Annotated in this window: 15 protein-coding genes; 1 reads left to right on the top strand and 14 read right to left on the bottom strand. The window is 42.3% G+C overall.

What is annotated here, in order from left to right; all coding sequences use genetic code 11:
* Positions 1-18 precede the first annotated feature (18 nt).
* Positions 19-1,161, bottom strand: a complete 1,143-nt coding sequence (locus M9194_RS11435) for an ABC transporter substrate-binding protein (protein WP_250612774.1) — start codon at positions 1,159-1,161, stop codon at positions 19-21.
* A gap of 253 nt (positions 1,162-1,414) precedes the next feature.
* Between M9194_RS11435 and M9194_RS11430 the strand changes: the two genes are divergently transcribed.
* Positions 1,415-1,666, top strand: coding sequence for a DUF1289 domain-containing protein (locus M9194_RS11430; RefSeq protein WP_250612773.1), 252 nt, complete (start codon positions 1,415-1,417; stop codon positions 1,664-1,666).
* Positions 1,667-1,706: 40 nt separating this feature from the next.
* Here M9194_RS11430 and M9194_RS11425 read toward each other — a convergent pair whose 3' ends face one another.
* From M9194_RS11425 to M9194_RS11365, 13 genes are all read right to left on the bottom strand, one after another.
* Positions 1,707-1,925, bottom strand: a complete 219-nt coding sequence (locus M9194_RS11425) for a hypothetical protein (RefSeq protein WP_250612772.1) — start codon at positions 1,923-1,925, stop codon at positions 1,707-1,709.
* A 270-nt stretch (positions 1,926-2,195) separates the two neighbouring features.
* Complete coding sequence (locus tag M9194_RS11420) at positions 2,196-2,615, bottom strand: GspS/AspS pilotin family protein (RefSeq protein WP_250612771.1); 420 nt, start codon at positions 2,613-2,615, stop codon at positions 2,196-2,198.
* Position 2,616: 1 nt separating this feature from the next.
* The gene (locus M9194_RS11415) at positions 2,617-2,913 is read right to left on the bottom strand and encodes a YciI family protein (protein ID WP_250612770.1); all 297 of its coding nucleotides are present in this window, start codon (positions 2,911-2,913) and stop codon (positions 2,617-2,619) included.
* A 103-nt stretch (positions 2,914-3,016) separates the two neighbouring features.
* Entirely contained in the window at positions 3,017-3,433 is a 417-nt protein-coding gene (yciA, locus tag M9194_RS11410) for an acyl-CoA thioester hydrolase YciA (protein ID WP_250612769.1), read from the bottom strand.
* A gap of 59 nt (positions 3,434-3,492) precedes the next feature.
* Complete coding sequence (locus M9194_RS11405; RefSeq protein ID WP_250612768.1) at positions 3,493-4,035, bottom strand: septation protein A; 543 nt, start codon at positions 4,033-4,035, stop codon at positions 3,493-3,495.
* 190 nt (positions 4,036-4,225) lie between these two features.
* Positions 4,226-4,474, bottom strand: a complete 249-nt coding sequence (locus tag M9194_RS11400) for a hypothetical protein (protein ID WP_250612767.1) — start codon at positions 4,472-4,474, stop codon at positions 4,226-4,228.
* 69 nt (positions 4,475-4,543) lie between these two features.
* Positions 4,544-7,129: a hybrid sensor histidine kinase/response regulator gene (locus M9194_RS11395; RefSeq protein WP_250612766.1), complete on the bottom strand. Its 2,586-nt coding sequence runs from the start codon at positions 7,127-7,129 to the stop codon at positions 4,544-4,546.
* A complete protein-coding gene (locus M9194_RS11390) occupies positions 7,119-8,318 on the bottom strand; it encodes an acyl-homoserine-lactone synthase (protein WP_250612765.1) in 1,200 nt (399 codons plus the stop codon). The genes M9194_RS11395 and M9194_RS11390 overlap by 11 nt, the downstream gene beginning before the upstream one ends.
* 586 nt (positions 8,319-8,904) lie before the next feature.
* On the bottom strand, positions 8,905-9,711 hold the full coding sequence (gene trpA, locus M9194_RS11385; protein ID WP_250612764.1) for a tryptophan synthase subunit alpha: 807 nt from the start codon (positions 9,709-9,711) through the stop codon (positions 8,905-8,907).
* Complete coding sequence (gene trpB / locus M9194_RS11380; protein ID WP_250612763.1) at positions 9,711-10,901, bottom strand: tryptophan synthase subunit beta; 1,191 nt, start codon at positions 10,899-10,901, stop codon at positions 9,711-9,713. Before trpB ends, trpA begins: the two co-directional genes overlap by 1 nt.
* Before the next feature lie 14 nt (positions 10,902-10,915).
* Positions 10,916-12,343, bottom strand: coding sequence for a bifunctional indole-3-glycerol-phosphate synthase TrpC/phosphoribosylanthranilate isomerase TrpF (gene trpCF, locus M9194_RS11375; protein WP_250612762.1), 1,428 nt, complete (start codon positions 12,341-12,343; stop codon positions 10,916-10,918).
* On the bottom strand, positions 12,340-13,344 hold the full coding sequence (gene trpD / locus M9194_RS11370; RefSeq protein WP_250612761.1) for an anthranilate phosphoribosyltransferase: 1,005 nt from the start codon (positions 13,342-13,344) through the stop codon (positions 12,340-12,342). Before trpD ends, trpCF begins: the two co-directional genes overlap by 4 nt.
* 19 nt (positions 13,345-13,363) lie before the next feature.
* Positions 13,364-13,954 carry an aminodeoxychorismate/anthranilate synthase component II gene (locus M9194_RS11365; protein WP_250612760.1) on the bottom strand — a complete coding sequence of 197 codons (591 nt, stop codon included), beginning with the start codon at positions 13,952-13,954 and terminating at the stop codon, positions 13,364-13,366.
* Between the last annotated feature and the right edge of the window lie 3 nt (positions 13,955-13,957).

Here is a 13,957-nt window from a genome sequence, read left to right as displayed (position 1 = left end):
TGATTCGGTTGACCAACCCTAAAACCCATAACGCTTTTGCCATGCGACTTCTAATGCAGACTGCCAGCTTTGCGCTGGCTGGCTGATGGATTTGAACAATTTGTCTTGCTTAGCTGGACCTGTGAGGTATTGGCGTTTGATTACAGCAGGTGCCCCCCAAACCTTGATATCCCCTTTTTTAGATTGTGCTTCTGGGCTCATCAAGAAATTAATGGCGACGAGTGCGCCAGCTTTGGCTGAGGCATTCCATGGTATGGCCAAAAAGTTAACATTGGTCAGTGCACCATCGCTCATGGCGTAGGCTTTGACTGTATCAGAGAGCCGCCCATCTGCTTGCATAGCTGGGACGATATTTGGGTTGAAAGCAATAGCGATATCCAGTTGGTCGTCATCTAGCAATTGAATCATTTGATTAGCGCCGGAAGGAAACTGCCGCCCACCGCGCCACATATAGGGATGCAGTTGATCCAAATACTGCCACAATGGTTTGGTTGCCGCAGAGAAACTGGCTTTCGAAACCGGCTGGTAAAGTGATGGATCGTTATGTGTCAGCTCAACTAAAGCTGCTTCAAGGAAGCTGGAACCATGAAATTCAGGAGGTTTAGGGTAGCTCACTCTACCGGGAAATGCCTTCGCGTAGCTCAACAACTCAGCAAAGGATTTCGGTGGGTTTTTCAATCGGACTGAGTCATACAGAAATACCAATTGTCCAACTCCCCACGGCGCTTCATAGCCGTCGGTTGGAACGGAAAAATCTTCCGTTACGGGTAAGGAGTGATTGACCAGCTTCCAGTTTGGTAAGCGCTCGACAAATGGGCCGTAGAGCAGATGATTCGATTTTAATGAGTAAAAGTTATTGCCGTTTATCCACACCAAATCGATACTGCCATTTTTATTCTTGCCCGCCGCTTTTTCAGCGATCAAGCGAGACACCGTGTCTACCGTATCATTGACTTTTACTTGAACTAGATTGATATCATATTTCTTTTTGAGTTGCTGCGCTGCCCATTGAATATAGTTGTTTACCTGTTGACTGCCTCCCCAAGCATTAAAGTAAACGGTTTGCCCTTGGGCTTGCTTAATCACATCTTGCCATTTTTCTTGACTTGAGGCGGTAAAAGAAAATAACAAGATAGAGAGAAAAATGAAGAGCCTTTTCATGGTGTTCCTATCACAAATGCGGTTCAAGAAGGAGACCTTACTACATAAGGAAATCTTTCAGTTTATTTTTAATCCGTTAACTTCCAATATTACTCAATATGAGGACGCGAGAGTAGTGGCATTATACTCATAACAAAGTGGCGTCGAAACAGCTCTGAATCATGATGTAAGAGCGCTTGAGTATCTTAATTATTTGTATTGTCTGTTGAGTTAACGTAACGTTAATACATATGGTATAGATTGAGGGCTAAGAATGGAACAACTAGAATTTTTTGTCGTACCTAGTCCTTGTGTTGGAATTTGTACGGTAGATGACAAAGGCTATTGCCAAGGCTGCATGAGAAAGCGTGAAGAAAGATTTAATTGGCTGCAGATGAGCCCCGCACAGCAGTTACACGTTATCAAGCTTTGTCGCCAACGGTACCGTAGAAAAATGGCTAAACAAAAGACGGATGCCCAGCAATCGATGCCTAAAGATGACGATATCCAACAAACTTTATTTTAGATAGTGAGCCTAGCTAGAAAACGCTGTCTTTTAAACTTGGTTATTTGAGCCCCCAAATATCGCTGATCCACCCGCCCGCATTTTCGTCGAAATGATTGCCCGCGAAACGATTATTGAGTTCTACATTATCGTTGTGATCTGCTTTTTCTGATAATAGCTGGTGAATGTAGTTTGCCATAGGATCATTAGAGTTTTGCTGCTTTCTTGACGCAACCTCTTTGATGAGCTGAAGACGATAACTAGAACTGGCCCTTTTCATTAGGATTCTCCGCGTTTCGAGGTGGTTATCAAACCATAGAATTTGGTGAATAAGTAGTCAAGTGAGATCTAAAGCAGATTTTTACTCGGCTATTGGCGTCAAATTCGAGCAAATAGTCTAATTGTTGTTTAATTGATTAAATTGTAAATAAAATTGAGGGGAATATTCGAAATTAATGGTGGGGCAAAATAAAAAGAAATTTGTGATCTCAATCTAAGTTCACAAATTTCTAGTTATCATTGTTAGGATATGTTCTATAGAGAAAGAGCGTTATTCACTTTTGCTCGATTCTTCTTCACATGTTTTTTTGGTAATCATTTGGTCAACCATAAGCTGTCCACGACTGTTACGCATTTTTATACGATACGTGATCCCAACGTCTAAGTTGCGAGTAATCTCAGGCGTCACGCAGTAGCTGTTGATGGTATTATGTATGACTTCTTTGAAAGGTTTAGCACCTTTTCCATCTTGGTTGTACACCATCATAATTTCTATGGTGGTTCCGTTGGCACTTGCTCTCATGATGGAGAGTGGACCATATTCTAACGGGAGCTCTGCACTAAGCACGCCAGCACGGTTACTTGCGATCAACTCTAGTTGACGTTGCTGCTGCTCTGATTTTGATGCACATCCAGAGAGCGCTAAAACGGAGGCGGCAATCAAAGCAAAGGAAAATATACGCTTTTTCATATCAAAAAACTTTCTTAAATGGTTTTACGATGACGTTTTCGTAAACACCGGCACTAATGTAAGGGTCTGCGTCCGCCCAAGATTGCGCATCAACGATGGAGTCAAATTGTGCAATAACGGTTGAGCCCGTAAAACCAGCTCCACCCGGGTTATCAGAATCGATAGCAGGCATTGGGCCAGCTGTTAGCAACCTACCTTCGTCTTGCAGTTTTTGTAGACGCTCTAAATGCTTTTCTCTGACGCCCATTCTTTTTTCTAAAGAGTCTTTAACGTCTGTTGAGAAAATTACGTACCACATATTTACTTTCCTTTTTGTATCATCTGGTCATAGGACCAGGATGTGAAGGTTAATCATGAATCGTGATTTCAAATACTGCGACGAAACCATCAATAGTTGAATATTAAGCCAGTGTAGTGTGCCCTTCTGGCTTAACAGGTTTTGGACGTCCATCTGCATCGATAGCGACATAATTGAATGTGCCCCGACAAACCTCAAAGCGTTCGCCAACCACGCCTTCTCTTACTGGCTTTACCCACAGTTCAAGGTCGATAGACATAGAGGTTCTGCCAATGCGAGTACATTCACCGTAGCAGCAAACCACATCGCCAACTTTAACTGGCTTTTCAAAGGCGATACTAGAAACTGAAACGGTAACGATTCGTCCGCCGGATATCTCTTTGGCCAAGATACCCCCAGCTAAGTCGAGCTGTGACATTATCCAGCCACCGAAAATATCGCCGTTGGCATTGGTATCCGCTGGCATTGCTAGAGTTCTAATTAATAATTGCCCTTTAGGCGAAGTGCTATCTTTACTCATTTAGTGACATCCTAAAAAGTGGCGTTGTACGCCACAATAATAAAATCGACGGATTTTGGCTATTCTTCTGTTTCACCGTTTTTCGGTAAGTGTTTATAGATATAAACGCCTGTGAGTAGAGTGAAAGCAAGTGTAGCAACGAGCAGACCAAAAACTTTAAAGTTGACCCACACATCCAGAGGCATTGCGAAAGCGACGTAGATATTGACGACAGCGCAGACAACAAAAAAAGCTACCCACGCCCAATTTATTCTTGCCCAAACCTGTTCTGGAAGGCTGATTTCGTTACCTAGCATGCTTTTTATTGCAGATTTACCCATTAAATGGCTGGCCGCTAAGAATATGGCAAATAATGCATAGACTATCGTCACTTTCCATTTGATGAAGTTGTCATCGTGAAGAAAAATGGTCATTCCACCAAACACGGCAACCATTGCGAAGGTGATGAGTTGCATCTTCTCAATTTTTTTATACAGAACATAGGTTAGGCAGATCTGAATGGCGGTTGCGACGATCAGAGCGCCAGTTGCAACGTATATGTTGTACATTTTGTACAACACGAAAAAGACAATGAGGGGAATAAAATCGATGATTTGTTTCATTCTTAAAGCATGCATATAGTATGGATTGAGCTACAGTTTACCCAAAACTCAATGAATACAAAATACCCGAAGACATCTAGATACAAAATCCGCGAGATCAATGTATTCAAATAACCAGTTGAAGTCGCCACTACTGAATACAGTTTAGAAACTCAACCGCTACCACTTCGAATCCATTAACGGCATTTTCCTACTTGTAGTGTGAAGATTCTAGGCGAGGAATAAGTGCTTTCATATCTTCCAAATAGCCCTCAGTTCTGAGGTTATCTACGGCAATCTTTAGTTCGTCATCGCTCATTGAAAAACAGCTAGATTTGCCAGTCATTAAGCTCAAATACTGGTGGTACTCCATTTCAGTGAAATGGCCGACTCTATCTACAAGTAGAGATTTTATACCATGATGGATGAGGCCGTAGTATGTGTGGCGATGAATATCCATAACTCTTACCCTTTATTGCCATTGAATATAGCGGTGACAGACAAAAATTTGTCACTGGCTATTCAAGGGTTAAGAAGCAAAATCGGTGCCACTTTCTTCTGTTGAGTGTTGCCTTTTGCATGCACCAAGTTGGGCGCGAATCACGTTCTGTAGGGCTTCTTTTGATGTGGGTTTTTCTAACCTAGCATCCATAAGTTGCTCTATTTTAGTCAATTCTACTTCACCACACTCACCTGACAACGCGATTACTGGTGTAGTCGGTGATATATCACGGATTTGCTCACATGCTTGGAATCCATTCATTTTGGGCATCTGTATATCCATCAGTACGAGATCAACAGGGTTCGAGCGGAATACGCTAACGGCGGTTAAACCATTGTTTGCCTGAATGACATTCACACCCAACTGTTCAAGGTACAATTTGACTAAAGCACGTTGTACTTCTTTGTCATCGACGACTAAAACCGTAGTTCCAGAAAAGTCATTGCTCGAACTTGCCACCTTGGCTGAGCGATTGAATGCGGGTAACTTTCCGGTTGTATCGGTTTCAACGACCTCTTCTTGAACGATATCGGTGGGCTGTTCAAGCTTCAAAGCTGATTGAGAGACGACGGGAAGGTACAAGCGAAACTCTGTAAATTGTCCCAACTCAGACTGGCAAGAAATTCTACCGCCGAAAGAAAGCATTACGCGCTGACAGTAGCCTAGACCCAAGCCGCTGCCACCATTTTTATCATGTGTGAAAAAGTCTTCGAATATCTTTGGTAGCACTCTTGGGTCTATACCTGGGCCATTGTCTCGAAATACCACACAGTTTTCGTGCTCTCCGACTTCAGTTGAGATTTGTATCCGAGCTTCAGGGTAGGAGTCGAAGTAGTAGATTGCGTTTCGTAATAAATTGAACAAAACGAAGTTGAACAGGGTGTCATTGAGTTTGGCAACAAAATCAGGCCCTGAAACAATCGTAATACGAGAGCGGACTTCGTTGTTTTCAAACCCATATCGACCAATCGCTTGGCGTATCGATTTTCTTATTGTGTAATCTGTTGCTGGCTCGTTTGTGAGTGAAGAGTCGCTTACTTCACGCAGAATGATATCGATTAGTTGTCGGCCACGTTGAATCGCGGAGTTTCCTTGGTCAATGTGAGAAAGAATGTCACTTGTCGATGCATCATTTTCAACTAACGCTTTGAGTTGTTCAAACTGGAGCTGAGCTTGTGCTAGTGGGTTTCTCATTTCATGGGCAATCGTATTGGCGAGTGCTTGAGATTGTGACACTTTTCGGTCTGCATTGATATAGCCTTGTACTTTATCAATAACTTTTTGTAATGCCCGTATTTCTTCTCTGGAAAATAAGCCACCATCTACTTTATGCGGTGACATGAGCAAATGGGATACGCTCTTGTTGCTGTCATACAGCGGAAGAACTAAGGCAGTATTATCGGAGCGCATTTTCTTTTTTAAGGAAATGAGCTGCTCTTTTGTACTAGGGTGGGAATGCTCAATTACGTTCTCTATTTCATCAACTACGAGTATGGACTTTTGTTTTTGAAGAAATTTCGAGTAAGAGGTTTCTTCAATCTTATTAGTAACAAGTTGCAGTTTTCCGTTTGGTAAATTTAGTAGCTCCCCCAATTTTTCCATAGCAAAACGTGCCGAATGCTGAAAGTCATTCTCGAGAGCTAATATTTGTTCAACCGGAGTTAATCGAGAGTTATAAAAAAATAATGAAACCAATCGATTAAAAGTGCTTCTGATGTGCTTCCAAAATACTCCAGAAAAAACAACTGCAAATGCAACTATGACTGACTCATAAAACGTATGTGTCATAAATACTAGCGGACTTAATATAATAGAGAGCGTAAGTACGGAAATTGTCGTTGTCAGAGCCTTAAAGGCAATGTACTTGGAGCTATAAAAACGAGGTGTAATTAATGCATATCCGACAAATAGAATTTCACTGATGGAAAATGCAGGAGGTAACCATGTATATGAGAAATTATTTAGAAAATAAGCGAAACCTATATGGATAGTGGCAGTAGAGGATATAAAGATCAATATGCCCATCACCATATAGTTGTTTCTGGCAATATCCAATTTAGAGTGTTTTTTTCGTCGACCAAGCAGATTGTAGAGAGTGAACAACGCGAGTACAACGACTAGTCCAAAAAAAATGGGTGTTTGGGGACCAAAATGAATGTCGAATTTACCAGACTGATGTATGATCACTTCTTGGATCGTTAGAGACTTAGAGGTGTTTACATATACGGCATATATTGCAGTCGCTAGCACTATTGTTTTGTGTATCCAACTGGTTTCGATTTGTTGTTGGGAGGCGACTAAACAACATGAGAAATAATAGGCAAAGGCAAAAGCAAAAAATGATGATAAGTTAGCTACCTTAGCCATTATGGTAGCGATATATTCACCAAAATACGGTAGAAAACCAGACTGGAAATACGCATTAGAAAAAATCCATATCATTATGCAAATAGAGTAACAAATATATGGGAGATGATATGTTTTAATGACTTTCCGTTTGGACAACTTTAAGCTCCATATGTAGCAACTTATCCACCCAAGAATGACAATGCCTACGCTTGATAGGACAATCGCTTTCGGGTAATAGATTAGGCTGAGTATGTTACTGTGCATAAAGCTTTTCTGAAACGTTCCAGTTGTTTGAATTTACAGTGTTTTTATATTCTATAAAATCACATGATCTTAAATGCTCCATAAGTACCCTAGTATTCCAGAAGCCTTTGTAGGTGATGTGATTAACGTTGTTAGCAGTATAATAACTACTTGAAAAATAAGCATTGTTACTAAGCTTGCTGTAATAATTTAACAAAAACGGCTGATCTATAATAGTGAGGCAGAAATCGTAACCTAAACTAAACACTTTTTCGACTAAATGTTTTTGTGAAAGGTACAAATAGTACATTTTTTGCTTTATTGTTCCACTAACACTTAGTCGTAGTATTTCGCATACTTTATTCGTACTTTGGAGTTTATTTTGAAAATCGCACTCAAAATCTTTTGTAGACAGGTATTTAGTTTTGAGAGGGGCCTTCAGTATCCCAGAACGATTCAATACTAGTCTGCTGTCATTGGGTAGGCAATACCGCCATTTTTTGCTTTGGAAGTACTCATTATAGCTCAACCATTGTTTTCTCTTATCCCAGCCTTGAATGAGAGCTGTCGAGACTATAATGGGAAAGTCTGCTTCTATTGTTCTTGTTGATACTACGAGATGAGTTTCCGCTCGAGAGAGGTGCGTTTGACACAGTACTTCATACCATTTAGCGTCTTTTACAAATAATTCTAAATTTATAAGGTAGATCGCATCACGTAATTTCATCGGTTGGTCGTGATGTAAAGTATAAAAAAGTCGATCTTCAGTAGCTATATCTGGTATAACTTCTGAAGTATACGCCTCATCATTATAGGGTAGTTTAGGTTTTTGGCGAAAACCCGTGTTACTAATTGTCGAATACTTATCTTTAACTTCATAAATTAAATAAGAGCACCAGAATTCCAACCAGTTTGAAAACAGCTTAAATGCAACCTGTTCAATTATGAGATATTCCTTTGTTAGATTATAGGCAGGGCGTCCGACTAATGATTTGTAAAATGGTTTGGAAAATATTTTTGATAGGTCGGCTGTTGAGAGTTCTGGATGGCCACTTAATATCTCACTTTTTCTAACGTTTAATATCCTGCAAAAAAGATGACTGTCGTGTGTAGATATATAATGTTTTACTAGCTTGAAAAAATTAAAAATTGTACTTTCTTTAGTAATATCAGCATACAAAAAGTTGCTGAACATAGATGCGTAGTTCATGAACGATAACCTGTTCTAATTATTATTTATTCTTAACATCCAGCTGGCGTATCGAATTCGTCTATATACTGAACTATCGAATATTAATTTAGTCACATTACAATTGATTCAATATTGTTTGTTCGTAATTCGATATTAAATTTAAAGCACAGCATATTATCTATATGCTTCCTGCGATGGAATGATACTAGCATCGCCAAATAGAATCAAAAGGTGAAAGATAGATATTTAAAATTAAATATGAACATAGTATCTTATTGGGTTAATCTGATATGACGTTAGACAATACTTTGAGTTGGACTTTTCGTACGTCTCTAGTTTATATTCTGGTTCAGCTTTTGGATATGAAAATGGATTTAATTCGTTGATTGTTATTGAAATTTTACGATTTCATTTATGCAGTTGAACTTTGTAGAATCACACGGTCTTTAATCCACTTTGTTAAGATGGTTAATCGTTATAATCGTGCTTTAATGGAATTTATATTTCTATAAATGGTTGTTAAACGAGTTTTAAAAAAAGCGAGGTATGAAGAGGCTAGCTTGGCATTTATAAGCCCTCAAAATCCTGAGGGCCTTAAAGAAGATTAAAGTTGAGTGGCAGACTTCATTTCGGAAACAAATTTGGCAAGCTTTTCTAGCATATTTTCTGGGTTATCCACATTCGCTTCAATGATTTTAACCACAGCAGAGCCAGATATTGCGCCTGATGCCCCTGATTCTAACGCTTGCTTCACTTGTGATGGCTCAGAGATACCAAAGCCTAATAATGATGGCGGAGCATCGTATTGGTTAAGCTTGTCTAATAGCGCTGTGACGGGCATATTAGCTTTGGTTTCAGCGCCAGTGACACCTGAACGAGAAAGCAGGTAGGTGTAGCCTCCTCCGAACTGTGCGACGTCTTTCAGTGTTTCTTCACTGGCTGATGGTGGTGCGATGAATATTGGGTGCACACCATGTTTTTTTGCTATTGCGACAAACTCTTCGCTTTCATTCGTTGGGACATCTGCAATTAACACTGAATCGATTCCAGCATCAGCACATTGTTGATAGAAGTTATCAATCCCTTTGGAATACACCAAATTGGCATACATCAGCAACCCGATAGGTAAATCAGGATACTTAGCGCGGATTTTGCCAATCAGTTCAAAACAAATGGCCGGTGTTGTGTTTGATTCTAATGCACGGATATTCGCGCCTTGAATCGTAGGGCCATCAGCAAGAGGATCAGAAAACGGAATACCTAGCTCTAATGCGTCGGCACCGGATTCTACTAGTGTTTCCATTATTCTTAAAGATAGCTCAGGGTTTGGGTCGCCTACGGTGACAAAAGGGACAAACGCGCCCTGTTTTTTATCCCCTAACTGCTTAAAAAGGTGTTGATAGCGATCCATTATATGGCTCCTTTTTCTTCAAGGATTTTGTGAACAGTGAAAATGTCTTTATCACCACGTCCAGAAAGGTTAACAACCAGCAATTGCTCTTTTTCAGGATTTTGCTTGGCCATACGCAGCGCATGCGCTAAGGCGTGAGAAGATTCTAAAGCGGGAATAATACCTTCGTTTCTAGCGAGTGCTTGAAAAGCTTCCAAAGCTTCGTCATCGGTGACGTTGTCATATTCAGCGCGTCCAATGGCGTTTAGGTGTGCGTGCTGTGGCCCAACGGATGGGAAATCTAACCCAGCAGAGACAGAGTAAGATTCTTCTATCTGCCCATTTTCATCTTGCATTAATGGCGCTTTCATGCCAAAGAAAATCCCTGTTTTACCATGTTTTAACGGTGCGCCGTGCAGATGGGTATCAATGCCTTTACCGCCTGGCTCAACGCCGATTAAGCGAACCGACTCTTCCTCGATAAAATCAGCAAACATACCAATGGCGTTTGAACCGCCACCGACACAAGCAATGACAGCATCTGGAAGGCGGCCTTCGCGAGCGAGAATTTGATGTTTGGTTTCTTCGCCAATCATGCGCTGAAACTCTCTAACAATCGTTGGGAATGGGTGAGGGCCAGCAGCTGTGCCTAGCAGGTAATGTGCTTTTTCGTAGCTGGCAGACCAGTCACGCAATGCCTCGTTACACGCATCTTTTAGGGTGGCAGAGCCTGAGTGAACGGGAATCACTTCCGCGCCCATCAGCTTCATACGAAAAACATTTGGGCTTTGACGTTCAACGTCTTTTGCTCCCATGTAGACTTTACACTTAAGGCCAAGCAAAGCACACGCGAGCGCAGTGGCGACGCCGTGTTGCCCAGCACCGGTTTCAGCGATGATTTCGTTCTTGCCCATGCGCTTAGCTAAAAGAGCTTGACCAAGTACTTGGTTGGTTTTATGCGCGCCACCATGCAGCAAATCTTCACGTTTTAGATACAGTTTAGTTTTGGTTCCCTTAGTCAGGTTACGTGTCAACGTTAACGCTGTAGGTCTGCCTGCGTACTCTTGCAGAAGAGACATAAACTCAGCGCGAAATTCAGGGTCTTCCTGAGCATCAATAAACGCTTGCTCTAATTGTTCAAGAGCAGGAACCAGAATTTGTGGTACGTATTGTCCACCGTACTCACCAAAATAGGCATCAAGTTTTGCCATGATTCATTTTTCCTTTAGTAATCTCTAACGGCTGCAAATGCTTGCTGCAGCTTTGTTTTATCTTTTTTCCCAGGCGAGGTTTCTACACCTGAATTAAAATCCAGCCCCATGCATCCTAACTGAGATGCTGTTTGGGCGTTGTCTGCGGACAGCCCACCTGCTAGCATAATGTTTTGGCTATCTTCGAGACGATGTTGCAGAAGCGACCAGTTGAATGCTTTCCCTGTGCCGCCAGATTGCTCTCCAACTTTGCTGTCCAGCAGGTGACGGGCGATACCGTTTGCTAACAAAGCGGGTGCCGTGTCACTGACCCCATAAGCTTTCCAGATTTCTATGTCGTTGTTGAGCTTGTTTCTCAGCTCGTCAACATACGCTTGATCTTCTTGCCCATGCAGTTGTACCGCTTTTAGGCCAAGTTCGTGCGCACAATCTAATATTTGTTCCACTGAGTGGTTTTGAAAGACGCCCACATAATGTAGTGGCGCACCACTCATAACAGTGCGGGCAGTGTTGATGTCAATATAGCGTTTCGACTTTTCGACAAAAATTAGACCGCCATAGACCGAGCCTGCTTGGTATACCGTGTTGGCATCTTCTGGATTGGTTAAGCCGCAGACTTTATTCTCACCCAAAGTCACTCGGCGAACTGCCAGTTCTAAGTTCTCTTCTGCCATGAGCGAACTACCAATTAAAAAGCCGTTGGCGTAGGGCACCAAATCACGTACTTGTTGATGGGTGTATATGCCTGACTCAGAGATAATGGTTGCATTCGGCGCTTTCTGTTTTAGGAGAGGTGCCAGTTCTTTGGTGCGGTTTAAATCCGTTGAAAGATCACGTAGGTTGCGATTGTTGATGCCAATCACCTTGGCTTCAAGTTGCACGGCCCTATCCAGTTCTTCTTCATTGCTAACTTCAGTCAATATTCCCATATTAAGTGAGTGAGCAACTTGTGAGAGTTGTTGGTATTCTTCATCATCAAGCACTGAAAGCATCAGCAAAATGGCATCAGCGCCATAATGTCTGGCGAGATAGACCTGATAAGGCGAAATCATAAAGTCCTTACACAAGACAGGCTGGCTTGCGATACTGCGCACCTTTGGCAAAAACTCAAAATCGCCTTGAAAGTACTTCTCGTCAGTCAGCACTGATATGGCCGAAGCATGATGGTTGTATACGCCAGCGATATAGTCCAAGTCGAAGTCTTCGCGAATGAGCCCTTTTGAAGGCGACGCTTTTTTACATTCAAGAATGAACGCCGTATTGCCCTTAGATAAGGCGTGGTAAAAGTCTCGATCAGATTTCACCAGTTCATTTTGAAACGTTTCTAATGGCTGCTTTGCTTGTCGCTCTTCAACCCAAATACGTTTATCGGCAACGATTTTGACCAGTACTTTGGCCATTTGGGTTTCTTTTACTGAAACGTGTTCAGATAGCTGTGTCATGACTGTCCTCGTTTAGCCAACTGTTGGACCAATTCAAAGGCTTTACCCGAATTCATGGCCTCAATTGCAGTTTGTGTATTTTGTTTTAAATCTTCATGCCCAAATAATTTCATCAGAAGTGCGACGTTAACCGCAACAGCGCTGACTTGTGCTTCTGTCCCTTTACCGGTGAGAATGTTACTGATAATGGCTCGATTCTCTTCAGGTAACCCACCTTTGATTGCGTTGAGTTCATGACGCTTAACACCAAAATCTTCCGGCGTAAGCACGTACTCTTCGATGACGCCGTCTTGGATTTCTGCTACTAAGGTTTCACCATGAATAGCTACTTCATCCAGCCCACTTCCATGTACCACGGCAGCCCGCTTTTTGTCCATATGTAGCATGGTTTGCGAGATGGGTTTGACGAGTTCTTTACTGTACACACCCATCAATTGAATATTTGGCCGAGCAGGGTTAATCAGTGGACCAAGAATGTTAAAAATCGTGCGGGTTTTGAGTGCTTGCCGAACCGGCATCGCATGGCGAAATCCAGCGTGGTATTGAGGCGCAAACAAAAAGGCAACACCAAGTTCATCAACCGCTTTCTTTGTGGCTTCTGGGCTCATCGCAAGATCGATACCAAACGAGGCCAACAAATCGGAAGAGCCGGATTTGCTTGAAACACTTCGATTGCCATGTTTAGCCACCTTCAAACCACACGCTGCGGCAACAAAAGCGGCAGTCGTTGAGATATTGATGGTATCGTGGCCATCGCCACCAGTACCAACAATATCAGCGAAGTCATAGTCGATAGTAGGGAAAGGCCTTGCATTGGCAACCAAGGCCTTCGCCGCGCCAGCAATTTCATCTGGCGTTTCGCCTTTTATCTTCATGGCAATGATCGCTGCGGCCATAGGGGCTGCGTCAAGCTCACCTTTGATGATAGCGCTAAAGAGTGCAGAGCTCTCGTCTTGGCTAAGCGCCTGTTGCTGATACAACTTATTTAGAATGTTTTCCATAATATTCTCCAACTGATCGTTATGCGTCCTGCTTATCCAATGCCCAGTTAATGGCATTAGACAATAATGTAGCCCCATTGGTTGTCATAATGGATTCCGGGTGGTATTGGAATCCACATACTTTATGTTCTTCATGCGTGACGGACATGACAAGTCCATCGACTTCAGCGGTTACGGTGAGGCTTTGGGGAATATCGGTTGCCACCAATGAGTGATATCTTGCGATGGCGATTTTCTCTGCTAGCCCATGGTAGATAGGGTGTGTGGCATGGGACATCATAGAGACTTTTCCATGCACAATTTCTCCCGCGCCTTCAACCTTGCCTCCGTAGGCTTCAACAATGGCTTGGTGGCCCAAACAAATGCCGATGATAGGGACTTTTCCTTTTAAGCGTTGAATTAACTCTGGCATGCAGCCAGCATCTGAAGGCTGGCCTGGTCCTGGGGACAGGAGTAATACCGGGTTGTCTAGTGATTCAACCGCTTGCTCTATCGTGGCCACGTCGATGCTATTTCGATAAATGGTGACGTCATGCTTAAGTGAACGGAACTGATCGACCAAGTTATAAGTAAAGGAGTCGAAGTTGTCGATAAAAATAATATTAGCCATGTT

Source organism: Vibrio sinus (assembly GCF_023634645.1).
Classification (GTDB): domain Bacteria; phylum Pseudomonadota; class Gammaproteobacteria; order Enterobacterales; family Vibrionaceae; genus Vibrio; species Vibrio sinus.
This window is presented reverse-complemented; position numbering and strand designations above follow the sequence as displayed.